Origin of the sequence: Psychrobacter piscatorii (assembly GCF_904846415.1) — a bacterium.
GTDB lineage: Bacteria > Pseudomonadota > Gammaproteobacteria > Pseudomonadales > Moraxellaceae > Psychrobacter > Psychrobacter piscatorii.
The window spans coordinates 47,798-71,156 of the sequence record NZ_CAJHAR010000009.1; the positions used below are offsets into that span (position 1 = coordinate 47,798).

Consider the following 23,359-nt stretch of genomic DNA (forward strand, 5'->3'; position numbering starts at 1 on the left):
CTCAGATAAGTAAAATAAAGATATGTTATATTATAACAATAAGTCGATAAAATAAAGCCGATGATGGAAAATATCCAACATCGGCTTATTAGCTATCAGGCAGTATTGACTAGCTAAAGCTACACGTTGAATCTAAAGTGCATGACATCGCCATCTTGAACGATATAGGTTTTACCTTCTAGACGCGATTTACCAGCAGCGGCAGCGCCTTTTTCACCGTTGTATTCGATGAAATCATCATAAGCGATGACTTCGGCACGAATAAATCCGCGCTCAAAGTCCGTGTGAATCACACCAGCAGCTTGCGGGGCAGTAGCGCCAATTGCAACTGTCCAAGCACGTACTTCTTTAACACCAGCGGTGAAGTAAGTCTGCATATCAAGTAAGTCATAACCACCGCGAATTACTTGATCAAGACCAGCCTCTTCCATGTCCATTTCAGCCAAAAAGTCTTTTTTGTCCTCTTCATCTAGCTGGGCAATTTCAGCTTCGATTTGGTTGCATAGGGCAATAACGATAGACTCTTCACCAGTCGCGTAATCACGAACAGCGTCGAGATATGGATTGTTTTCGAAACCATCTTCAGCAACGTTAGCAATATACATGGTAGGCTTTAGGGTGATGAGGCCGTAGCTACGGATCAGCTTTTTCTCATCAGCGTCTAGGTTGGCCGCGCGCGCCGCTTTGCCTTCTGCTAATAATGGTTCAATCTTTTTGAACACATCAAGCATGGCGCTCGCGTCTTTGTCACCGCCTTTGGCTTTTTTGGTCAAGTTCAGTATGGCGCGTTCAACCGCTTCTAAATCTGCCAATGCCAGTTCAGTATTGATCGTTTCGATATCATCAATCGGGCTAACGCGGCCATCGACGTGTACCACATTGTCATCATCAAAACAGCGAACGACGTGAGCAATCGCATCGGTCTCACGAATATTGGCTAGGAACTGGTTGCCCATGCCTTCGCCTTTTGACGCGCCTGCCACCAAACCTGCGATGTCTACAAACTCCATCGTCGTTGGCAATACGCGCTCAGGGTTAACGATATCAGCCAGCTTCTTTAGGCGTGGATCAGGTACTGGTACGATACCGGTATTGGGATCTTTGGTACAAAACGGAAAGTTTTCAGCGGCGATACCCGCTTTGGTCAACGCATTAAACAAGGTGGATTTACCCACGTTTGGTAGGCCGACGATGCCGCAATTAAAACCCATAACAGTCTCTCAATGTATTAATAAAATAGTTGGTACTGAGCTAATATAAGACTTGATATTTAGTCAGGATAAAACTGAGTTCATCTAAAACTCAGCTTGTTTGAAATATTAGTCAAATAGTAAATCAAAATTGGGCACATTGTAGCAAATTTACCGGAATAGGGGTGAGGTTGTTACGGTATATGCTTAGGTTTTTACTCAGCGATGGTAGGTGTGTTTCTACTAAGGCTAGCATATGTCAGATATGTTAAAAGCTGAAAAGTGAATACAATGGGTTGCTTCTTATTTAGATAAGTTGTGTTCGATTTGGTATTCAGTATTTTTTGCTATAGTAAGTTATCATAGATAAATAGTGGCATCAGGCTCACAAACAGTAAGCGCAATCTGCTGGCTGGTTTAATTTTTTTCAAACAATCAGCTCGCTCCAAAACAAAATGTAAGGCAATATCCAATAATGACAACCTCGATTTTTGACACACGCCGCTATAAATATCCACAAAACTTCCTTGAGATGAAGCCAAAACTTGCTCGACTTGAGCAGGCCATCAAAAAGCTAGAGGCAAACCTCATTGATGCTAATGATCAAGCAAACACGAAGTTGTTGACGCAAAGGTTGGATAGTCATTTAGGATTGAAAGTAGACTATGCCAGCGAGCTCAATCCCGATCAGCTCATGGCTGCCACTACTATCGAAGGTAAAGTGTTGGTGATTGCGGGTGCAGGATCGGGCAAAACCAAAACATTAACCTACCGCACCAGTTATTTGCTCGAAAACGGCGTGTCGCCTAAAGAGATATTACTGCTGACTTTTACGCGCAAAGCGGCAAATGAAATCAAAGATCGCGCTAAGTCTTTGCTGGCAAGCAGTCCTTCAAGTCAAAAGCTATCTGATGATGCATTGGCTGAAGATAAGCTGCCAACCGATAAGGCCTTAAACAGTATCACCAGTGGCACCTTTCATTCGTTTTGTAATATGTTGCTACGTCAATACTCGGGTCTGCTCGGTATCAATCCACGATTTACGATTTTAGATACTGGCGATAGCGAGGATGCTATCGACTTGGTACACAAAGAAAAAAAGTACCCTGCTCAAACCAAGTCACAGGCCTTTCCGCGCAAAAAAACGCTGCAAAATATCATATCGACGTCTAGAAATAGACGGATTCATATTCGTGACTTAATCGAGACTAATTATCCTGATATTGCCGTACATATTCCTATCATCGAGCAATTGGCAATCGATTTTCATGAGTATAAGCGCGCCAATCACTTATACGATTTTGACGACATTATCAGTCAAGTGGTACGTCATCTAAAAACCAACGATACCTTTAGGCAGCGACTCCAAAACACCTATCGCTATGTCATGGTTGACGAATATCAAGATACCAATATTCCACAAAAACAGCTGATCGATTTAATATGTGAGCCTGAGTCGGTGTCACTAATGGTCGTTGGCGATGACAATCAAAGTATCTATGCCTTTCGCGGCGCCAATTACGAAAATATCTTGCTCTTTGGTGAGACGTATCCCAATGCCAAACTCATCAAGCTTGAGCAAAATTATCGTAGCTCGCCGTCAGTTTTAACCTATATCAATGCGTTGTCAGCACAAATCACGCTAGGCTATCAAAAGCAGCTGTATTCTGATGCGCCAGTAGAAGGGGAGAAACCAATATTTCGACGACTCAGCGACGAGACAAAAGAAGCGAGCTATATCACTGATAAGATTATCGCGCTAAAGCCGGATTATGATTACAACGACTTTGCCGTATTATGCCGTACGTCTTTTCAGTCCAATTATGTGCAGCTAGAATTCATGGCGCGCAACATTCCCTTTATCGTGGTAGGCGGTATTAAGTTCATTGAAAGACGTCATATCAAAGACGTGTTGGCCTTTGTCAAAATCCTCTATAACCCGAATGATACGATTGCTTGGCACCGCATCTTGACCTTGTTCAAAGGAGTAGGCGCAGTCACGGCGACACGGTTGACCCAAGCCATTACTGCTGACAGTAACGCGTTTGAGCCGCTACTAGCAGCGCCGTTTGCCAAAAAAAGCGATCAGCTAAAGCCTCTATACCACACGCTCACCAATGCACAGCAAGCAGAGACGGTCGAGACAGCCATTGAGCATATTCTTGAGTTTTATATTCCTGTGTTAAAGCTGATTGAAGACAATTGGCGTGAGCGTACCGAAGACTTTCGGGTGCTAAAAAACTTAGCGACAGAGCACACGAGCCTCGATAGCTTTTTAGAAAATCTCGCTTTAGACCCACCGAATGACTCGGTTGCTGTCATGGGAAGCTCTGAAGATGAACAAAGTAATGATAAAGTCACGATCTCAACCATTCATAGCGCAAAAGGGCTTGAGTGGCCAGTGGTATTCGTTAACTCGTTGGTCGATGGCATCACGCCGCATCATCGCTCATTAGATGACTTTGAAGCATTAGAAGAAGAGCGTAAGCTGTTTTATGTGGCTTGTAGTCGCGCAAAAACTCAGCTGTATCTGACTGCGCCGAATTATTTTTCTAGTTATTCTGGATACTTTGATATGGCCTCACGCTTTATCGCGGAGCTATCTGCTGATGAAGTAACAGTTGAAACAACCAAGCTGCCTGTCATGGATAACGATGATCCAATGTGGTGGTGATTTCTAATTGTCATTAACGAATGCTTTTGCTTTAAATGTCAGATAATGTTGTCTTACATTTATCGCCAAATCATGGCTTCATACGCCAACTATTCCTTTTAAAAATGACCTGCAAATAAAGGTATAGCCAAAAGTATTTAATAGTAAAAATATTTTTCAGATAAGGGTTTAATATTGAGCACAATGCGTTACTATTACCACCTAATTTGGTTAGACCTTTATATTTGATACTCTGTATTAACACCCTAAGAAAAGGATAGGTTATGCGCTATGAAGTTATCGTTATCGGTGCAGGTATGGTTGGCACGTCAATCGCGTGGCATCTACAAAAAAATAACTCAAATGTATTACTCTTAGACAAGAAATTGCCAGGGTCAGAGACCTCATATGGCAATGCAGGATTGATTCAGCGCGAAGCCATTCATACGCATCCTTTTCCGCGTCAGCTGACAGAGATGATCCGAGTATTGCCGAACCAAGGAACTGATATTCGTTATCGCATACCGGCAATTCTGCGTTATCATCAAGCGCTGCTGCAATACTGGAAATACTCTACGCCTGCGTCAGTCAAAAAAATCGAATCAGAGTGGCAGACGCTGATTGAGCATTGCACTAGTGAGCACCAAACCATGATTAGCGCTTCTGGTGCTGATGAGCTCATTACTCGTGATGGTTGGTTACAACTACATCGCTCAGAAGAGACGTTCAAAGAAGCGCAAGCATCCGCCATTGATGCGCGTAACCAAGGTGTTGAGCATAATGTATTAAACCTTGAAGAGCTAAAAGTAATGGAGCCTCGTGCCAATTTTGAAGGTTTCGTTGGTGCGATTCATTGGTTGAATTCATGGCAAGTATCAAACCCAAGCTCGCTGGTAAAAGCTTACGCAAAAAACTTCCAAGACATGCAGGGTACGATCAAAGAAAATGACGTAAAAGAAATCGTCCAAGAAGCGGACGGCTGGAAAGTTATCACTGATAAAGATACGTATTATAGTGATAAATTGGTCATCGCAGCAGGTCCATGGTCTAACGATTTGATCAGACCACTTGGTTACAATCTGCCATTGTTCCCAATGCGTGGCTATCATCAGCATTTCAAAGTGACGGAAAAAAACACCATCCATCACAGTATGTTTGATATGGACAAAGGTTTTGTCATGGGGCCAATGCAGCAAGGTATTCGCATCACCACGGGTGCTGAGATGACCACCATGAATGCGCCAAAGAACTTTGGTCAATTGCAAACCGTATTGAAGCTTGCTAAAAAAATCTTGCCATTAGAAGATGCGGTTGAGAGCGAAGCATGGGCAGGGTCACGCCCTTGTATGCCTGATATGAAGCCAGTCATCGGTCCTGCTGATAAGCATGACAAGCTTTGGTTTGCATTTGGTCACAGCCATCAAGGCTTTACCTTAGGGCCAATGACAGGCCGTCTGGTTGAAGAGATGATTCATGACAAGCCTTCATTGGTCGATCTTGCACCATTTAGTGCCCAGCGTTTTTCTAACTAAGCGCGTATCTAATATATAGTTGATCCAATTTAAGAGCGGTACAAGGCAACCGAGTGCAGATGTATATGTCATACTTCAAGCGAGGTTAACGCTGTAACGCTTTTATAGTGGATTGACTATAGTTAGCACAGAATTAAATTAATAAATAAAAGGTATAGATATGATTAAGAAGCTACATAGCAATCAACGTATGAGCAAAACCGTAATCCATAACCAGACGATCTATTTGTGTGGTCAGGTCGGTAATGCAGAAGACGATATCAAAGCGCAAACGTTGACTTGTCTAGAAAAAATCCAAACGCTATTAGAAGAAGTGGGTAGTGATAAATCAAAGCTACTATCAGTAACTGTCTGGATCAAAGACATGGCAGACTTTGCTGCTATGAATGAAGTCTACGACCAGTGGTTTGAAGGTATTCAGCCACCAGCGCGTGCATGTGGCGAATCAGCGCTTGCACGCCCTGAGCTATTGGTTGAGATGATTGCTATCGCTGCCGAGTAATAAACGGCTCGCAGTACTTGTAGTATCGGTATTAAATAGAAATAAAGAAGGCCATGATAGCGATATCATGGCCTTTTTTATATTTGGCAATAAGCCAACTCGATTATTGAAAAGGAATATGCTAGCTTTTTAATCCAAGCACACGCCGTATAACTTCAGCGAAGCAATACAATGATTAATACTATATGGACTAACACCCTTTCCATACTGCTTGGCGTTTCTCAATAAAAGCATCAATCCCTTCACCCACATCGTCTGCCAACATATTGCAAGTCATTACGTCACTGGCATAGTCATAAGCGTCTTCGACACTCATATCTAGCTGCTTATAAAACATATCTTTGCCAGTTCTTACTGCTACTGGAGACTTGGTAGTGATTGCTGTTATCAGTGATTGTAGTGTTTGATCGAGTTGCTCTGCTGACGCAATTCGATTGATCAATCCATATTGCAAAGCGGTAGGCGCATCGATAAATTCACCTGTGATTAACATCTCAAATGCTTGCTTACGGGGCAAATTACGACTGACGGCAACGGCAGGCGTAGAGCAAAAAAGTCCCACATTTATCCCAGAAGTAGCAAATTTTGCATTATCAGCGGCAACGGCTAAGTCACAAGCTGCGACTAGCTGACATCCTGCAGCGGTAGCAATACCTTGTACTTTTGCGATGACGACTTGCGGCATACGATTGATAGTAAGCATCATTTTGCTACATTGCTGGAATAGCGCACGATGAAATGCTGCATCTATGTGTGCGCGCATTTGTTTTAGATTATGACCCGCACAGAACGCTTTGCCTGTCACTTGAATCACGACTACTTTGATCGTGTCATCCTGAGCGATATTGTCCAGCTCTGCTTGCATGGCAGATAGCACTTCAACGGACAACGCATTGAATTGTTTGGGTTGGTTTAAGGTAAGCGTGACTACGCCACTTTCTGTATTGTCTTCTCTAATAACCAAAAGGTCATCTATGTCTAAAGTAACGTCAGATTGAGTCATTTATCATCCTTGATAATGGGTTGGTTTATAGTTTTATATATAGCTGACTAAATAGTAGCATGGCTCATATTCTATACAATAGATGGAGCACATAGAAAGCTCACAAAAAAATAGCGCACTCAGGTAATGAATACGCTATTAGTTTTTCAGTTAGATATAAGTTTAAGCTAAACCTATACTAAGCTATGTTTAGCTTGAGATTAGTATGCGCCTTCGCTATAGATAAGCTCGTAGCTGTGGCTGTATATCTCAACGATGTTACCGAATGGGTCTTCCATATAGATCATGCGGTAAGGTTTTTCGCCAGGGTAGTAGTAGCGTGGTTTTTCCATACGCTTTTTACCACCTGCGGCAACCATACGCTCAGCCAGTTCTTCAACGTTTGGATCTTGAACGCAGAAGTGAAAGATACCTGTTTTCCAATATTCAAAGTTGTTTTCAGGGTTTTCTTGATTTTTGAATTCAAAAATCTCAACACCGATACGGTCACCAGTAGATAGGTGAGCGATACGGAAGCTGCCCCAACCTGCACCGAATACTTCAGTACACATCTCACCAATCGGGCTGTCATCTTCAACGATCTCAGTTGGTTCCATGATTGTATACCAACCCATTACTTCAGTATAGAATTTCACGGCTGCATCTAGGTCAGGGACTGACAGACCGATGTGCGAAAAGCTCCTTGGATAAACGTTGTTCATAATTTGTGCTCCTGTTTGCTGTGCGTTTTCTTTAATGTGGAACTAGTATACAAATGCACAGTTATTATGTAAAATTATCAAATATTATATAAATAAGTATAAAACGTAATGATAAATATTATATGGCTACGAACTTTCTGTACGCTTGCTGAAGTTGGGCACTTTACCCGTACCGCTGAACGTCTATATATGACGCAGTCCGGTGTGAGCCAACACATAAGTAAGTTAGAAGAGCAACTAGATACAGACTTGTTGATTCGTCAAGGCAAGCAGTTCTCATTGACCAATGCAGGGGAGCAACTTTATAAAGAAGCAGGCGAGATATTGCAGCGATTATCGAATTTAGAACAGCGCATCGGTGAAGATCCGCCTTATGAAGGGTTGGTACGGTTGATGTCACCGGGTAGTGTGGGACTTAAACTATATCCGCAGCTTTTGACATTGCAGCAGCAGCACCCAAAAATAGTGATTGATTACCGTTTTGCTCCAAATTCTGATATTGAGCGGGCGCTGACTAATTACGAGATTGATATTGGCTTTATGACAGATATCTCAGACGATGAAACGGTTAGTTGTAAGCCTATAGCACAAGAAGCATTGATACTAGTAACCCCTGCGGCTACAGCAGAGCCTAATTGGGAGCAGCTTATCGAGCTTGGATTTATCGATCATCCAGATGGTGCCCATCATGCAGGCATGCTACTGACTGCCAATTATGAGCAATTCCAGCATATCAATGATTTTGAGAAAAAGGGCTTTTCGAATCAGATTGGCCTGATTTTAGAGCCAGTCAGCAGGGGAATCGGCTTTACTGTTTTGCCAGCACATGCCGTGGCTGCTTATCCAAAGCCTGAGCTGATTAACAGTCATCATTTACCAGTTGCCGTTAGCGAAACGCTATATCTGGCAGTCAGACGACAGCAGGCACTCTCTAATAGAATGCATACGGTCATTGGTGAAGTAAAAAAATGGCTATAGATATTTTGAAAGTGATAAATGCACAGCTAACGAAGGGTTAATAAAAGGCTCGATAGCTGTGCATTTAACAGAATAGTCTTATTTATAGATTGCGACTATCTCAAAGTCTGCCCAAGTCTGATACTTGCAGCGATATTAGCAGCAGTCGTTTCAATGTTGTTATAAGCAGAACCCAACACATTATCGATCGTATCTACTTTTTGGATACTCGGCATGACCACATCGAACTGACTGGTCTGAGCAGGTTTTAGTCCATCGACACTGCCGCAGATAGCGATGACAGGAGTACGGCTAGCCTTAGCGATTTGGCTGATACCGCCTGCCACTTTACCCATGGCTGTTTGCGCATCGAGCTTGCCTTCACCAGTGATGACAAGATCAGTCTCTGCGATATGCTGTGACAGGTGAGCCACTTCGGCCACCGTATCGAAGCCTGACTTTAGCTGAGCGTCAAAGAACGTCATCATCGCATAGCCAAGACCGCCTGCCGCGCCAGCACCTGCAACGTGTTGACAGTCTTCATAGCCATGCTGTCCACATATGGTCGCAAAGTGACTGAGTGCCTTGTCCAAGGTATTGACTTGCTCTGGACAGGCGCCTTTTTGTGGCCCAAATACTGCGCTTGCACCCAGCAAACCGCATAATGGATTGGTCACATCACAAGCAACTTCAAATACCGTGTCTGATATCTTTGCATGCAGGCTAGTATTATCGAGCTTATGTAGGCTGGCAAGTGCGCCACCACCATGAGTGAGTAGGCTATCATTGATGTCATGAAATGTTATGCCTAGCGCCATTAGCATGCCAAGGCCTGCATCATTGGTTGCGCTACCACCTAGACCGATAACGATACGCTTAGCACCTTCTTCTAACGCGTCTTCGATCAGCTCCCCAATACCATAACTACTCGCAATTACGGGATTACGCTCATCGGCTGTTAGTAGATGCAATCCGCATGCTTGAGCCACTTCGATAACAGCAGTCGCATCAGGCAATAACAGATACTTTGCAGTAATCGGTCTCATTAACGGGTCATGTACTCTGACTTCCTTCCAGCGTCCGCCTAATAAATAAGACAATACCGCTGAGGTGCCTTCACCACCATCAGCCATTGGTAATAGCTTATAGTCTGCATCTGGAAACACTTGGCTAAAGCCAGATTGAATGGCGTGGCACACGTCCAGTGCTTCTAAACTTTCTTTAAACGAGTCAGGGGCGATCAAAATTTTCATACGGCTCTCTTTGCATATCTTAATGACACGATCATTGCGATAGTGTCATGTTTTAAAACGTTTATTTAACACTCATCAAATAAACGTATATATAAGTACCCAATCTTATGAATTAGATAAATACTAGGGTCAATAACCAGATAAATACGATGCTAGTCACACCTTGGATACCAGTAGCCATTGAATGAGCTTTGTACGCTTGCGCCACGCTCATGCGACTAAACTGGCTAACAATCCAAAAGAAGCTGTCATTGGCATGTGAGATGGTCATGGCACCGGCACCAATTGCCATCACGCAGAACACGCGTCCAAGTTCACTGTCTAAACCAATCTGGCTTAATAGTGGGGCAACCATAGCAGAAGTCGTAACCAATGCGACTGTGGTTGAGCCTTGTGCTGTTTTTAGCGCAGCAGAGACGATAAATGGCATAAAGATACCTAAACCCAAAGCCGATAGCGTCGAACCTAGATAATCGCCAATCGGCGTCACTTTTAGCATGGCACCAAATGCGCCACCAGCACCAGTGATCAATAGGATAGGGGCTGCTACTACCAAACCTTGCGAGATACTATCGCTAATTTCTTGCGTTTTTTGGCTTGATTTAATTAAGAAGAATGATAAGAACAAACCGATAAGTAGCGCAGTCAATGGGTTACCAATGAATATTAAAATCTCTGCTAGCGTACCACTACCGAACGGCGCACTTGGGAAGTTAGCAACCGAAGACAGGCAGATTAATATGATAGGAACAATGATAGGTAAAAACGCCATTGTCGCTGAAGGCAGATGACTATAATCGTCACGAGTCTTCATTCCTTCAGGCATGGCTGCTGGAGCGTCTACCGCATTGATATTATCAGGAGTCGCGTTAAGAAAGCGATTAGACCACCACCAGCCAGCCAGTACAGCAACTGCTGTCACGACCACACCAACCATGATAACCAAACCTAAATTGGACTCTAGACCTAAGTTACCTGCCGCCGCGATTGGGCCTGGGGTCGGCGGTACAAAGGTATGGGTAGCATATAGACCAGTGGCCAAGGCAATACTCATCGCGACACTTGATACATGTAGGCGCTCAGCCAAAGACTCTTTTAGAGAGTTCAAGATAATATAGCCAGAGTCACAAAATACAGGTATCGAAACGACAGCACCGACGATAGACATGGTCAAAGTAGGGAAGCGTGGCCCTAGTACTTTGATGACTGACTCTGCCATTACGATAGCAGCACCCGTTTTTTCAAGGATTAAGCCAATAATCGTACCAAATACGATAACAAGACCGATATAACCTAAGATGCCACCGAAACCATCAGAGATCGTTTTTGCGACCGTATTAAGTGGTACTTGATAAAATAGTGCGACCAAAAAAGCGGACAAAATTAACACTAAAAAAGGATGCCACTTTAATTTTGCGGTAGCGAAAATAATAAAAAGAATGGTCAGCACAAGCCAAAATACAATCATCACTGTCTCAATATGGTTTATATCTTAATGAGTTATTCACGCAAACAGGCATCAATAACGATACGAAATTTTGAAGGGGCATATTTTATAGCAAATAGGCGTCACTAGGAAATACATTTGTCAAAGAGATGCTGTTTGTTATGGCGATATGAACATTTTCTGATGAGAATAGTGGCATTCTTATGTCTGCAGAGTTATCGTTTTTTCGAATTTCAGACCGCCTTTAATCAAGGTTTTTCACTAAAAAAAAGACTGACCACTATAGATGGCCAGTCTTTTATAAGGTATCGCTTATTTTTTTTGTTCAAGATGAGTTTTTATATAAATTCCAACCTAAGCAATCTTATCGAAGAACGCTTTATTGTCAGTGGCTATCATAGAGTCGAAGCTTACGTAAATACCTTTATCATCTAGCGTTGCATACCAGTGATCATCATCGCCACTGGTCAGTATCTGAAAGTATTTATCATTAACGATTCTACCTACCGTATAGATCTCACCCTCTGAATAGAAATCGTTACCTTTGACACAAAGTAGTTTATCGTCAGTGTTTATTTCATCAGTGTTGGTCATATTATAGTACTCTATTAACGAAAAATATAAAAATAGAGCATGAACTCTACTCGTTATGGCGAATACAATTATATAGACAGTATCTTGTTGGTTGGTATAGCGTTTTTAATTGAGTTGTTGCAATTAGTTACTGCAAGATATCATGCTGACAAATAGTATTGAATACGGCTTTCAGTAATCGATTGATACTTACAAGGCATCAAGAAAACTCTGATGTAATGGGAAAACATTATGATCGCATGTATAAAATATCGACATAAAAAAAGCCAGCAACACAAGGTCACTGGCTTTTTTATAGACTGAGTCTAATTATCTAGAAGATTACTCTTCAGAATAATCTTCGTCAGCTTCTTCTTCGTCAGCTGAATCTTCGTTGTTACCATCTTCAGAAAGAATAGTCACTAAGATGCTAGCAGTAACGTCATGGTGTAGCTGAATATCAACATTGTATTCACCAACTTGACGTAGAGTGCCTTCAGGTAGCTTGATTTCAGCACGGTCTACTTCTAGACCTGAGTTAGTCAATGCTTCAGCGATATCACGAGTACCGATAGAGCCGAATAGCTTGCCTTCGTCACCTGATTTCGCACGCATGATAACATTAACGTCAGTTAGTGCATCAGCACGCTCTTGAGCAACTGCGATCTCTTTTGCTTCTTCAGCTTCAAGCTCAGCACGACGTGCTTCAAACTTTTCAATGTTAGCTTTAGTCGCAGGTAGAGCGCGGCCTTGAGGGATAAGAAAGTTACGACCGTAACCTGGTTTTACATCGACAGTTTCACCGAGTTTACCAAGGTTGACGATACGCTGTAACAAAATAATTTGCATGAGTCATTCCTAGTTAGCGGTTAACCTTGATGGTTATCAGTGTATGGAAGTAGCGATAAATAACGAGCTTGCTTGATAGCAGTCGCTAGTTGACGCTGATATTTAGTAGACGTACCGGTAATACGGCTTGGTACGATTTTGCCATTATCACTAATGTACTGTTTTAGCAATTCAACATCTTTATAGTCGATGTGAGTGATGCCTTCAGCAGTGAAACGGCAGAATTTGCGACGGCGATAGAAACGTGCCATGAGTATTCTCCTTTAATTAGTCTTCACTGTTGTCGTTGTCGTCATTATCGTTTTCACGATTGTCTGGACGACGAGTAGTTGCTTTGCGTGCGCGTTTTTCATCGGCATTCTTGGCTAACTGCGACTCTTCAGTGACAGCTTCGTCACGGCGCATAACTAGACTACGAATGATCGCGTCGTTATAGCGGAATAATTCTTCAAGTTCAGCCAAAGTCTCGCCGTCAGTTTCAATGTTGAAAAGAACGTAATGAGCTTTGTGAATCTTGTTGATTGGGTAAGCCAATTGACGACGGCCCCAATCTTCTAGACGATGGATAACACCGTTGTTGTCTTGAACTAACTTGATGTAGCGCTCAACCATGCCAACCACTTGGTCGCTTTGGTCTGGGTGTACAAGTAACACCAGTTCGTAATGTCGCATTATGACTCCTTACGGATTAGTAGCTATTAACCCTATGTTAATAGCAAGGAGATTTATAAGGTAAGCCCACGTTCTTAAAAATATAGTAAGAAATAAGCTTAGTTTATAAAGCGCCGTATTATAACAGTACTTGGCGATTAACACAAAGGTTAATAACCAGGCGGCTGTCAATAAAGTTGAGAAATCATATAATTATTGTGTTTACTCAATAAAAAAAGCTGCGATCATACGCAGCTTTTTTATGACTATCATGAATTATATGGTTAAAAAATATTTACTCAGATTTTGATTTTTTTACCAGTTGGCTACTGTCTGCTTTGACCACTAAGGTTTTGGCAAGTTTGTCATGCCAACCGATATTCTCAGGGCTTTTTGATGCCATGTAATAATGAATAGCAATAATCACAAAACCCAAAAAGCTAGTAAACGAAAACAGTAGATTATAGATAATAAACAACAGTAATGTACGTGTGCCGACAAGCTTAATGAACGAAGGTAGACGATGTGTGGTCTGATCCACAACCCGAATACCAGTGATTACTTTGCCTAGTGATTGACCACGCATGGTGATAAATACCAGCTGCAGTGCAAACAAGCCAAAAACCATGACTTGCGACATCATCAGCGTGCTACTAGGAAGGCTTTCCATCAATGTCATTGAGTATTGATAAGCAGCATCCATATCTTGGATGTTTTGGAATTTGGTATAGTCCACATCCATTTTGGTCAATGCCATTACTAATGGCAATATGGCCAATACATACAGCAGCCCATTAAGCGCAGTCGCCAATACTCGCGACATAATCGGGGCAAGTACCACGTTGCCAACGGTTTTATCTTTGTCCGTGGCAGCCTTTTTAATAGTCGGCTTGCTTAATGATACATTGTTGTGTGGCGTCTGATGACGATTGGTCGTCATATCGGCCTTCACATTTTTAGAACGTTCAGGCTTGCCATATAGTCTATCTAATGATACTGAATTATTATCTTTAGTATTGCTGGTCGTCTCCTCAGGGAAGACGGTCACATTATTGATAATAGAATCATTCGCATCAGGGGTGGTGGCACCAGTCGGTCGATAAACCGTTTGATTATTGGTCACATTTCCTACGCGCTGCCACTGATCTAAGCCTTCATGCCACATTAAATCATCAAGCAATACTTCGCCTGATGCCAGCATGATATTGAGCTGTTCCAAATTGTATGGACCAGCTTGTACGTTATTTCGAGCAAGGAAAATCTGCATAATTGCCTGCATAGTTAGTCATGTCTTAAGACATTATATTAGGGTCTATTTGAAAAAATCAAATAGACCCTAGTAGTGGTATCTTTAATGACTGTGTGAGTTACCGCTACGACTGAACGTAACGGTTTACTTTGCTTCTTCACCAGCTAGGAAGAACCAAGTATCTAGCACAGAATCAGGGTTCAATGATACCGAGCTGATACCTTGCTCCATTAGCCAGAACGCTAGATCTGGATGGTCCGATGGGCCCTGACCACAGATGCCAACATATTTGTTTTGCTTACGGCAAGCGTCGATAGCCATAGTGAGCAATTTCTTAACAGCAGGGTCACGCTCATCAAATAGATGTGAGACGATACCTGAGTCACGATCAAGACCAAGCGTCAACTGAGTCAAATCGTTAGAGCCGATTGAGAAACCATCGAAGTACTCTAGGAACTCTTCTGCTAATAGCGCGTTGGTTGGTAGCTCACACATCATGATGATGCGCAGACCATTCTCACCGCGTTTTAGACCGTTTTTCTCAAGTAGCTCGATCACTTGTGCCGCTTCGCCAGTGGTGCGAACGAATGGAATCATAATCTCAACGTTGGTTAAGCCCATCTCATCACGAACACGTTTTAGTGCTTTACACTCAAGCTCAAAACAGTCACGGAAGTTATCAGACACATAACGGCTAGCACCGCGGAAACCAAGCATTGGGTTTTCTTCTGATGGCTCGTACAGCTTACCACCAAGTAGGTTGGCATATTCGTTTGATTTGAAATCTGACATACGAACGATAACTGGCTGATCCATAAAGGCAACGGCTAGGGTTGAGATACCTTCAACCAACTTATCAACATAAAAGTCAACAGGTGAAGCATAGCCTGCGATACGCTCTTGAATGGCTTGCGCTATCTCACGTGGCAAGCTGTTCATGTTTAGCAGCGCTTTTGGATGCACACCAATCATACGGTTGATAATGAACTCTAAACGCGCAAGACCAATCCCTTCATTTGGCATTTGGGTGAATGAGAAGGCGCGATCTGGGTTACCAACGTTCATCATGACTTTGAATGCAAGCTCTGGCATAGACTCAACTGAGTTGGTCTGTACTTCAAAATCAATCTGGCTTTCATAAATAAAACCAGTGTCGCCTTCAGCACAAGATGCAGTCACTTCTTGACCGTCAACCAATAGCTCAGTGGCGTTACCACAACCAACGATGGCTGGCACACCTAGCTCACGCGCGATAATCGCTGCGTGACACGTACGACCACCACGGTTGGTAATGATGGCAGAAGCGCGCTTCATGACTGGTTCCCAATCTGGATCAGTCATGTCAGATACAAGAACATCGCCTTCTTCTACTTTGTCCATCTCGTTTAGGTGAGTAACGATACGGACTTTACCTGAACCGATGCGCTGACCGATTGAACGACCTTCACACAATACTTTTGCCCCAGTCGTGTCGATGACATAACGCTCCATGACATTGCTGTCTTGACGGCTCTTAACGGTTTCAGGACGTGCCTGAACGATAAAGATTTCACCGCTGTCACCGTCTTTTGCCCATTCGATATCCATCGCGTGGCCATAATGCTGCTCGATCGTGACCGCTTGCTTGGCAAGAGAGGTTAGCTCTTCAGTCGATAAAGAGAACTGCATGCGATCTTGTTTTTCAACATCGACCGTTTTCACTGATTTTGCGGTGCTGCCTTCATCACCATAAACCATTTTCTTGTGCTTGCTGCCTAGATTACGACGGATAACAGAAGGCTTCCCATCGGCTAGTAGACGTTTTGAGATGTAGAATTCATCTGGGTTAACCGCGCCCTGTACAACCATTTCACCTAGGCCATAGCTTGACGTGATGAACACGACTTGATCAAAACCGCTTTCGGTATCTAGCGTGAACATAACACCAGCCGCGCCAGTCTCTGAACGTACCATACGCTGTACGGCAGCAGACAATGCCACGCCTTCGTGCTCAAAACCTTTGTGTACACGGTAAGAGATTGCACGGTCGTTATATAGCGAGGCAAATACTTCTTTAATAGCAATTAGGACGTTATCAATACCGCGAATGTTCAAGAAGGTTTCTTGTTGACCAGCAAATGACGCATCTGGCAAATCTTCGGCAGTCGCAGAAGAGCGTACCGCAACAGCGATGTCTTCGCCGCCGCTCATGGTTTCAAATGACTGACGTACTTCTTGCTCAAGATCTTTTGGCAGTTCTTGCTCGATAATCCACGTGCGGATTTTTTTACCAGTCGCCGCAAGCTTGTTAACATCATTGACATCCAATGTGTTTAGCTCACTGTTGATTTTTTCTAGTAAACCTGTTTCTGTCAAAAAGCGATTGAACGCATTTGAAGTGGTGGCAAAGCCGCCTGGAACACTAACGCCTAAATCAGAAAGGTGGCTGATCATCTCGCCAAGTGAGGCATTCTTGCCACCAACCATTTCGATGTCGTCTTTTCCTAGCTGATCAAGATTGATTACAAGTGCTGTAGATTGCGCTGCCATGATAACTCCAGAAAATAAGGTTATTTAGTAAAGATTATAACGGTGAATTATACCGCCATATTAGGAGGAATTCGAGGGGTTTTACCAAAAAACTTGTTAAAAATACACAAATTGTAGGAATTGCCCTATAAATTAAGGCAAGTTTCTAAAGATATTACCTTTAGCAAGATAAAAAATATCAGTAGTACAGATGATGATATGTATTAATAACTGCTAACGAGGCTAAAAATAGACATATCTAACGCGAGCTTATTTGAATTATTCGCAAAATTTCTACCTTTATATACGACATGTGATATCAACAGCAGATAATTGATCATAAATTACAGGTGATGTATGAACTTAAAACAGCATGAGTCTCTAAGTGTACACCTGCAACATTGATTTCTATTAGGGTGCTAATATGCGTATAATGTAGCGGATAGATAAGTGATGCATATGGCTATATAAATGTGCAATAGCAGCGCTGCCATCGTTCTGTATTTAAAAGAAATAAGGCAGCCAAAGTTAGATAAACGCTATTAGATCCATACTAAAAATGAAATGAAGATCATTATTGAGTTTTCAACCGAGGTGTCAACGTTATGTACTCAAGCAATCCATCTGAACAAGTCAAGTCCACTATCCAAAATCGTCATGCGCTAAACTTGGACAGCTCACAAGCCATCAGAACGGCGTTTTTTATCTCAGATGGCACCGCGATTACGGCTGAGACTCTCGGACGCGCTATTTTAAGTCAGTTTGCCTCGGTCCCTTTTGAGACAAGAGTGTTGCCATACGTCGATAGCCTAGAGCGTGCTGATGATGCCGTAGAGCAGATCAACATGGCATATCAACGTGATGGGTCGTTGCCGTTGGTGTTTGATACGATCGTCAATCCAGAGATTCGTGAAAAAATCAATTCAGCACACAGCTGTAATTTGGATATGTACGAAGGGTTGATTGGCCGTGTTGCAGAAGAGACTGGCGTAGAGCCAGATGGTCATTCAGGTCATGCGCATGATGATGTTGATTCTGAGACATACAAAGAGCGTATCGATGCAGTCCATTTCGCCTTAGACAATGACGATGGGGCGCGTACTCGTCATTATAATGCAGCCGACATTATCTTGGTGGGTGTGTCACGCTCTGGTAAGACGCCGACTTCTCTATACTTAGCATTACAATTCGGTATTCGAGCCGCTAACTATCCTCTGACCGAAGATGATCTATACGACAATCAACTACCAAAAGCGCTGCGTGAGCATAAAGACAAACTGTTTGGTTTACTCATTGATACGGATCGCTTGGTAAAAATCCGTCAAGAGCGCCGTGCAGGCAGTCGTTACTCAAGTTATCAGCAATGCCAGCAAGAACAGCGTGCGATACAGGGAATTTATATCACGCATGGTATCCCAAGCTTAGATGTATCAGAGATGTCTGTTGAAGAGATTGCGACGCGTATCTTGCAGATGACAGGTCTTAAACGCCGCATTGGGTAGTAGCGTATCAGTTTGAAAAAAATCACGAACTCATTACCTAACACAATATCATATAGAGAGTACTATGATTTCAGCCTATCAATCTATAAAGCCATCGTTGTTTCTGGCAGGTTTAATCAGTGCAGCGACTTTACTGAGTGCTTGCCAAACGTCACCATTTGCAAAGGATCCAGTACCTGAGCCACGTTATATTCCAAGTATCGTATTGGGAGAGTCGCAGACATTAACGATTATGCCAAACCGTGTAGCCTGTGCTTCGACTTTGCCAATGCAGTGTTTACTTGCTAAGGCTAAAGACGGCAGTGTGTTCCAAATTCCTTACGATTGGATCGATGATTTTACGCCAAGCCTTGGCACAGAGTACGTAATCAGTGCTCGTCCACAGATTGATGAAGGACAGCAGAGTATTACTGGACATTGGACATTGCAAAAAATATTGTCACAACGTATGGTAAGCATGCCTTAGTGTTATGACCTTGACATATCTGTGTACTGGTTCATTCACACTCTAAATACCCGATCTTTAAATACATAAAGAGGACATGATGGTAAGTAAGAATATAAGTGACGCAACCAATGATACTGGTAAAGACGTCCATACTGAAGTATCGAATAAATCTAATGGTCGTTCGCCCAATCCTGAACATACTGAAGGTAAAGACACAAAACAGAAAATCGAGCAGACGCATGAGCAGGTCACTGAAGATATCATGCATCACCCTGATCTCATCAACCCGCTTGATGACACTCGTATTGATATCAAATCTGGGTTTACCAAAGATTCTCGTCGACTAAAAAGTGACGATCACGAGTATGAATATGATGCGGTGGTTTTAGGGGCGGGTCCTGCTGGTGAAGCGGCTGCCATGAAGTTGACCAAATCTGGTAAAAGAGTGGTGGTCGTTGATCCACGAGATCAGGTAGGTGGTAACTCTACTCATGTTGGTACCATTCCCAGTAAAGCATTGCGCCAATCAGTATTTAACTTAATTAACTTCCGTCGCGATCCAATGTTTACCAAAGCGATGGAGTATAAGCAAGTTCCGCTAAATGAAGTATTGGCTAAGGCTCGTCAAGTAATCCGTCGTCAAGTCAGTACGCACACCCGCTTTTATGAGCGCAACCGTATCGAAGTCATTCAAGGGTGGGCAAGTTTCATTGACGCTCATACGCTGCGCATTGAAGTCGACGACAATGTCTACGAAACTATTACCTTTAATAAAGCCATCATCACTGTCGGTAGCCGTCCTTACCGTCCTGAGATTTTAGACTTTAACCATCCACGCGTTTTTGACTCCGACAAAATCTTGCAAATGGATTATGTGGTCAAAAAAATCATCATTTATGGTGCAGGGGTGATTGGTTGTGAGTACGCGTCTATCTTTACGGGTCTTGGCTACAAGGTTGATTTGATCAACAATCAAGACCAGTTGCTCAATTATCTAGATAGCGAAATTAGTGATGCGATCGCGCATGACTTTAGGCAGTTCGGTGTGCTTATCCGTAGTAATGAAGAGATTGATCATCTTGAGACTCATGATGACTATGTGGTGCTACACTTAAAGAGTGGCAAGCGCATCAAATCTGATGCCATTCTTTGGTCAAATGGTCGCTCAGGTAACACCGAAGGCTTGAATTTAGAAGCCATTGGGTTAAAAGCAAATGGCCGTGGTCAGCTAAAAGTAGATGACACTTACTGTACGGACGTCGACAATATCTATGCGGCGGGCGACGTAATCGGTTGGCCATCACTAGCCTCTGCTGCCTATGACCAGGGTCGCTGTGCCGCTGCCTTTATGGTTGGTGATAGTGATGCGGAACCAGTATCTAGTGTGCCAACTGGTATTTATACGATTCCTGAAATCTCTTGTATCGGTAAGACAGAGCAAGAGCTCACGGATGAAAAAGTTCCGTATGAAGTGGGTCAGGCATTCTTTAAACATCTGGCACGTGCCCAAATCATTGGTGAACGTTCGGGCGTATTAAAGATATTGTTCCATCGTGATACGTTAGAGATTCTAGGCATCCATTGCTACGGTAACCACGCGTCAGAGATTATTCATATTGGTCAAGCAGTGATGAAATGTAAGAGCAACAATACGCTTGAGTACTTTGTAAATACGACCTTTAACTATCCAACGATGGCAGAAGCATACCGTGTGGCAGCATTAAATGGTTTGAACCGAGTGTTTTAAACCACCGCTATTTATATCGTATGAATGAAAAAAAGCGCCTACTAACATTAGCAGGCGTTTTTTTATGCTCATAGATTTAATTCATTTGAAGATTTATAAGCCGCTCTTTTTTTGCGGAATACGCTCGCGTAAAAATAGCAATAAAACAAAATAGAGCAACCACAAGCCTGCCAATGCATAAAACCCTATGGCGACTTGAGAGAGGCTTGCACCCATTTGGTTAAGCTGTACAGAGGTGTTGATCGCAGGGGTAGTTGGTACGATCCAGCGTATTACTTGCAAAACTTGAGGCAACTGGTCGGCTGGCCATGGATAGCCACTTAAGAAAAATATCGGTAAGGAGATAAAAATTAATATCTGCATACTGCGCTCACGCTGCCGGAACCATAGCCCAAGTACGCAGCCCAGCGTTGCGACTGTCGGACAAAATAATGCTAAAAACAATAGCGTTCCGAGCATATTTTGCCCACGTGGATAATGATGCAGCTCAAAAGTCCAGCCATAATAAAAGCAGCCAATGATAAAGCTTAGCGTGCTCAGCGCTGCGATACGTCCGAGCCAACCGCGTACACTTGCAGCATGACGGCGCTGCTCATACCAAGTGCCAATCAGCATGGCGGTCGCCATCAGCAGTGTCTGCTGTAAGATAATGACGGAGACAGCTGGCACGACGTAGGCACCATAGCCCTCAGTTTGATTATAAAGTGGCATGATTTGTAGTGGTACCGCTTGAGCGCTCTGTGCTGCGGTGGGTGCATAAGTGCCTTTCGCGATATTTTTCTTTACCTTGATCCCCGCTGATACGGTACCAACTGCTTTAGAGAACCCCAGTTGGACGTTTTTATTTAAAATAAAATAGCCGCCATTGCCGAGGACGCTGACATAGGCTTGCTGCCCTGACATGACTTGTTCTTCAAGGCCGCTTGGAATCACCATATAACCTGCAATTTGATCGGACCATATGGCTTCTTTGGCTGCTTGTTCATTGATAAAGTGCTCAGTATCTAGAGATGGACTGGCACTTGCATAACGGGCGAGCGTACGCGACAAGTTACTATTGTCATAATCAACAATACCCACTGGAACATGGTTGACCACTTCAGTTGAGTAGGGCCAAGGATAAAAGAACCCATAGATAATCGGGGCAATAATCAACATCAAAAGTACGCCTTTATCCCCAAAAACGTCTTTGAAAGTTTGAAGAAAGCTCGTCCAAAATGTTTGAGATGCTGGAGCGATGTCTGACTGAGGCTCTTTGCGCTTGATATTTGATTGTGCGGACATCAGCGTGCTCCCCAACGTTCAGGATGCGCCAATGCGCGTTTGGTTAATAAGGCTGCAAGTAGCATGGCTATCATGGTAGCAACCGCTAAACCATAGACAATGGGTAGGGAGATAGCAAGCGGCGCTTGCATTTGTAACTGGGCAATATGCAGCTTGAGGTAATGTGTCAGCGGCAATGCATTCGACCAGTATTGCGCGCTATCACTAATCGCAATATAAGGAAAGGTCACACCGGCAAAGGCATAAGAAGGCGCTGAAATAAAACCAGTGGTTGATAAACCCATACGCAGTGAAAAGGAGTTCAAAGTAAAGATAGCACCAAGCCAGAATGACAGTATCATCAAGCACAACAGGCCGATATATACTGCGATGATTGACCCAATGCTTATATTTTGGTTCGACGTTACAAGCCACAATACCAAAGCCGACCACAAGCTATAGGCCAATATTGGCCAAAAATACTTACCTAATAGACCAGATAACAACACTGATATACTGACAGAATTGGGTATTTTTGATTCTGATGATGGTGCAGTGTTATTATTGCTATCTTGTGTGGTATTCAGCGCAGCTGCTTTTTTAGAGGATTCAACCAAGGCTAAGTCAGGCGTACCTGTACTGATAAAGCGATACCAGCGACCAATATTTTTATCGCGCAGCTCGCGACCAATGGTAGTTGCCCCGACGACCATCGCTAATATATGTAGTAGTGCAGGTATGACGGTCGATGCCAAAAACTGCTGATAATTGGTTGCAGCATTGAACAAACTAATACGCTGGATATTGATAGGCGAGTAAGCAGTCATGGCTTGCGACGGCCCTACGCCTTGCTTTATCAATCGCTTGATCTCTACCCCTGCGGACAATGTGCTAGCGACTGCTTGGACAGCCGTTTGAATAATCCCTGAGTGTGTACCGTACTGGGCGTTTACTTGTAGGACTAAAGGGGCAGGCTTGTTAGATAAAATATTACGCGAAAAGTCCTCAGGAATGATGACAACCGCATAAATATCACGTTGCAAGATCGCAGCCTCTGCATCCGCTGGTGAATAATAAAGCTGTCTAACCGTAAGCGTAGGACTGGCTTCTAAGTAACGTACGGTAGTATTGGCAACAGCACTATTGTCTTGATCGATCACTCCAATGGGTAAGTCAGTAATCTGAGTCTGTGAAAATATCCACCAAATCAGCAGGACTGTGGCTAGTGGTATCCACACCACCATACTAAGGTCCCAATAGTTTTTGGCTAAAAAACGGCGCTCATAAGCGGCACTACGTAAAAAAGCCTCACTTAACTTAGTCAAGTGCAT

20 protein-coding genes are annotated in these 23,359 nt (G+C 43.2%); 7 read left to right on the forward strand and 13 right to left on the reverse strand.

The window, feature by feature from the left end:
- Positions 1 to 119 precede the first annotated feature (119 nt).
- The gene (gene ychF, locus JMX83_RS05975) at positions 120 to 1,211 is read right to left on the reverse strand and encodes a redox-regulated ATPase YchF (RefSeq protein WP_057759361.1); all 1,092 of its coding nucleotides are present in this window, start codon (positions 1,209 to 1,211) and stop codon (positions 120 to 122) included.
- 454 nt (positions 1,212 to 1,665) lie between these two features.
- Here ychF and JMX83_RS05980 point away from each other — a divergent pair, with 454 nt between their 5' ends.
- The 3 genes from JMX83_RS05980 to JMX83_RS05990 all read left to right on the forward strand — a co-directional run bounded on the left by JMX83_RS05980 (position 1,666) and on the right by JMX83_RS05990 (position 5,877).
- The gene (locus tag JMX83_RS05980) at positions 1,666 to 3,864 is read left to right on the forward strand and encodes an ATP-dependent helicase (RefSeq protein ID WP_201599658.1); all 2,199 of its coding nucleotides are present in this window, start codon (positions 1,666 to 1,668) and stop codon (positions 3,862 to 3,864) included.
- A gap of 263 nt (positions 3,865 to 4,127) precedes the next feature.
- On the forward strand, positions 4,128 to 5,375 hold the full coding sequence (locus tag JMX83_RS05985; RefSeq protein WP_201599659.1) for an NAD(P)/FAD-dependent oxidoreductase: 1,248 nt from the start codon (positions 4,128 to 4,130) through the stop codon (positions 5,373 to 5,375).
- Between the two features lie 163 nt (positions 5,376 to 5,538).
- Complete coding sequence (locus JMX83_RS05990; RefSeq protein ID WP_055124581.1) at positions 5,539 to 5,877, forward strand: RidA family protein; 339 nt, start codon at positions 5,539 to 5,541, stop codon at positions 5,875 to 5,877.
- 190 nt (positions 5,878 to 6,067) lie between these two features.
- On the opposite strand, the gene JMX83_RS05995 is transcribed toward JMX83_RS05990, so the two are convergent.
- Positions 6,068 to 6,880, reverse strand: coding sequence for an enoyl-CoA hydratase (locus JMX83_RS05995; protein WP_201599660.1), 813 nt, complete (start codon positions 6,878 to 6,880; stop codon positions 6,068 to 6,070).
- A 200-nt stretch (positions 6,881 to 7,080) separates the two neighbouring features.
- Complete coding sequence (locus JMX83_RS06000; protein WP_101205448.1) at positions 7,081 to 7,581, reverse strand: lactoylglutathione lyase family protein; 501 nt, start codon at positions 7,579 to 7,581, stop codon at positions 7,081 to 7,083.
- Between the two features lie 108 nt (positions 7,582 to 7,689).
- On the opposite strand from JMX83_RS06000, the gene JMX83_RS06005 reads away from it, so the two are divergent.
- Positions 7,690 to 8,559: a LysR family transcriptional regulator gene (locus JMX83_RS06005; protein ID WP_201599661.1), complete on the forward strand. Its 870-nt coding sequence runs from the start codon at positions 7,690 to 7,692 to the stop codon at positions 8,557 to 8,559.
- Between the two features lie 95 nt (positions 8,560 to 8,654).
- Here the strand turns inward: JMX83_RS06005 and JMX83_RS06010 are convergent, their stop codons facing one another.
- From JMX83_RS06010 to ppsA, 8 genes are all read right to left on the reverse strand, one after another.
- Positions 8,655 to 9,791: a glycerate kinase gene (locus JMX83_RS06010; RefSeq protein ID WP_201599662.1), complete on the reverse strand. Its 1,137-nt coding sequence runs from the start codon at positions 9,789 to 9,791 to the stop codon at positions 8,655 to 8,657.
- Positions 9,792 to 9,903: 112 nt separating this feature from the next.
- Complete coding sequence (locus JMX83_RS06015; protein ID WP_201599664.1) at positions 9,904 to 11,259, reverse strand: GntP family permease; 1,356 nt, start codon at positions 11,257 to 11,259, stop codon at positions 9,904 to 9,906.
- Between the two features lie 333 nt (positions 11,260 to 11,592).
- Positions 11,593 to 11,832, reverse strand: coding sequence for a hypothetical protein (locus JMX83_RS06020; protein WP_075107364.1), 240 nt, complete (start codon positions 11,830 to 11,832; stop codon positions 11,593 to 11,595).
- A 321-nt stretch (positions 11,833 to 12,153) separates the two neighbouring features.
- Complete coding sequence (rplI, locus tag JMX83_RS06025) at positions 12,154 to 12,660, reverse strand: 50S ribosomal protein L9 (protein ID WP_201599665.1); 507 nt, start codon at positions 12,658 to 12,660, stop codon at positions 12,154 to 12,156.
- Positions 12,661 to 12,680: 20 nt separating this feature from the next.
- The gene (gene rpsR, locus JMX83_RS06030; RefSeq protein WP_010198808.1) at positions 12,681 to 12,911 is read right to left on the reverse strand and encodes a 30S ribosomal protein S18; all 231 of its coding nucleotides are present in this window, start codon (positions 12,909 to 12,911) and stop codon (positions 12,681 to 12,683) included.
- Positions 12,912 to 12,927: 16 nt separating this feature from the next.
- Entirely contained in the window at positions 12,928 to 13,332 is a 405-nt protein-coding gene (gene rpsF, locus JMX83_RS06035) for a 30S ribosomal protein S6 (RefSeq protein WP_101205443.1), read from the reverse strand.
- Between the two features lie 274 nt (positions 13,333 to 13,606).
- Positions 13,607 to 14,590 carry an RDD family protein gene (locus JMX83_RS06040; RefSeq protein WP_201599666.1) on the reverse strand — a complete coding sequence of 328 codons (984 nt, stop codon included), beginning with the start codon at positions 14,588 to 14,590 and terminating at the stop codon, positions 13,607 to 13,609.
- A gap of 114 nt (positions 14,591 to 14,704) precedes the next feature.
- Positions 14,705 to 17,089, reverse strand: a complete 2,385-nt coding sequence (ppsA, locus tag JMX83_RS06045; protein WP_201599667.1) for a phosphoenolpyruvate synthase — start codon at positions 17,087 to 17,089, stop codon at positions 14,705 to 14,707.
- Between the two features lie 584 nt (positions 17,090 to 17,673).
- On the opposite strand from ppsA, the gene ppsR reads away from it, so the two are divergent.
- From ppsR to sthA, 3 genes are all read left to right on the forward strand, one after another.
- A complete protein-coding gene (ppsR, locus tag JMX83_RS06050) occupies positions 17,674 to 18,570 on the forward strand; it encodes a posphoenolpyruvate synthetase regulatory kinase/phosphorylase PpsR (RefSeq protein WP_371531258.1) in 897 nt (298 codons plus the stop codon).
- A 64-nt stretch (positions 18,571 to 18,634) separates the two neighbouring features.
- Positions 18,635 to 19,036 carry a DUF4377 domain-containing protein gene (locus tag JMX83_RS06055; protein WP_201599668.1) on the forward strand — a complete coding sequence of 134 codons (402 nt, stop codon included), beginning with the start codon at positions 18,635 to 18,637 and terminating at the stop codon, positions 19,034 to 19,036.
- A 79-nt stretch (positions 19,037 to 19,115) separates the two neighbouring features.
- Complete coding sequence (gene sthA, locus JMX83_RS06060) at positions 19,116 to 20,765, forward strand: Si-specific NAD(P)(+) transhydrogenase (protein ID WP_227675756.1); 1,650 nt, start codon at positions 19,116 to 19,118, stop codon at positions 20,763 to 20,765.
- Positions 20,766 to 20,858: 93 nt separating this feature from the next.
- Here the strand turns inward: sthA and JMX83_RS06065 are convergent, their stop codons facing one another.
- Complete coding sequence (locus JMX83_RS06065) at positions 20,859 to 22,049, reverse strand: ABC transporter permease (protein ID WP_201599669.1); 1,191 nt, start codon at positions 22,047 to 22,049, stop codon at positions 20,859 to 20,861.
- On the reverse strand, positions 22,049 to 23,359 hold the full coding sequence (locus JMX83_RS06070; protein ID WP_201599670.1) for an ABC transporter permease: 1,311 nt from the start codon (positions 23,357 to 23,359) through the stop codon (positions 22,049 to 22,051). Before JMX83_RS06070 ends, JMX83_RS06065 begins: the two co-directional genes overlap by 1 nt.

Bases quoted from the DNA above. Each gene is read 5' to 3' on its own strand.
- JMX83_RS06070 (WP_201599670.1), bottom strand. From the start codon at position 23,359: ATGCACTTGACTAAGTTAAGTGAGGCTTTTTTACGTAGTGCCGCTTAT.
- sthA (WP_227675756.1), top strand. From the start codon at position 19,116: ATGGTAAGTAAGAATATAAGTGACGCAACCAATGATACTGGTAAAGAC.
- rplI (WP_201599665.1), bottom strand. From the start codon at position 12,660: ATGCAAATTATTTTGTTACAGCGTATCGTCAACCTTGGTAAACTCGGT.
- JMX83_RS06000 (WP_101205448.1), bottom strand. From the start codon at position 7,581: ATGAACAACGTTTATCCAAGGAGCTTTTCGCACATCGGTCTGTCAGTC.
- ychF (WP_057759361.1), bottom strand. From the start codon at position 1,211: ATGGGTTTTAATTGCGGCATCGTCGGCCTACCAAACGTGGGTAAATCC.
- JMX83_RS06020 (WP_075107364.1), bottom strand. From the start codon at position 11,832: ATGACCAACACTGATGAAATAAACACTGACGATAAACTACTTTGTGTC.
- JMX83_RS06005 (WP_201599661.1), top strand. From the start codon at position 7,690: ATGATAAATATTATATGGCTACGAACTTTCTGTACGCTTGCTGAAGTT.
- JMX83_RS05985 (WP_201599659.1), top strand. From the start codon at position 4,128: ATGCGCTATGAAGTTATCGTTATCGGTGCAGGTATGGTTGGCACGTCA.
- rpsF (WP_101205443.1), bottom strand. From the start codon at position 13,332: ATGCGACATTACGAACTGGTGTTACTTGTACACCCAGACCAAAGCGAC.
- JMX83_RS06065 (WP_201599669.1), bottom strand. From the start codon at position 22,049: ATGTCCGCACAATCAAATATCAAGCGCAAAGAGCCTCAGTCAGACATC.
- ppsR (WP_371531258.1), top strand. From the start codon at position 17,674: ATGTACTCAAGCAATCCATCTGAACAAGTCAAGTCCACTATCCAAAAT.
- ppsA (WP_201599667.1), bottom strand. From the start codon at position 17,089: ATGGCAGCGCAATCTACAGCACTTGTAATCAATCTTGATCAGCTAGGA.
- JMX83_RS05995 (WP_201599660.1), bottom strand. From the start codon at position 6,880: ATGACTCAATCTGACGTTACTTTAGACATAGATGACCTTTTGGTTATT.
- JMX83_RS06040 (WP_201599666.1), bottom strand. From the start codon at position 14,590: ATGCAGGCAATTATGCAGATTTTCCTTGCTCGAAATAACGTACAAGCT.
- JMX83_RS06010 (WP_201599662.1), bottom strand. From the start codon at position 9,791: ATGAAAATTTTGATCGCCCCTGACTCGTTTAAAGAAAGTTTAGAAGCA.
- rpsR (WP_010198808.1), bottom strand. From the start codon at position 12,911: ATGGCACGTTTCTATCGCCGTCGCAAATTCTGCCGTTTCACTGCTGAA.
- JMX83_RS05980 (WP_201599658.1), top strand. From the start codon at position 1,666: ATGACAACCTCGATTTTTGACACACGCCGCTATAAATATCCACAAAAC.
- JMX83_RS06015 (WP_201599664.1), bottom strand. From the start codon at position 11,259: ATGATTGTATTTTGGCTTGTGCTGACCATTCTTTTTATTATTTTCGCT.
- JMX83_RS06055 (WP_201599668.1), top strand. From the start codon at position 18,635: ATGATTTCAGCCTATCAATCTATAAAGCCATCGTTGTTTCTGGCAGGT.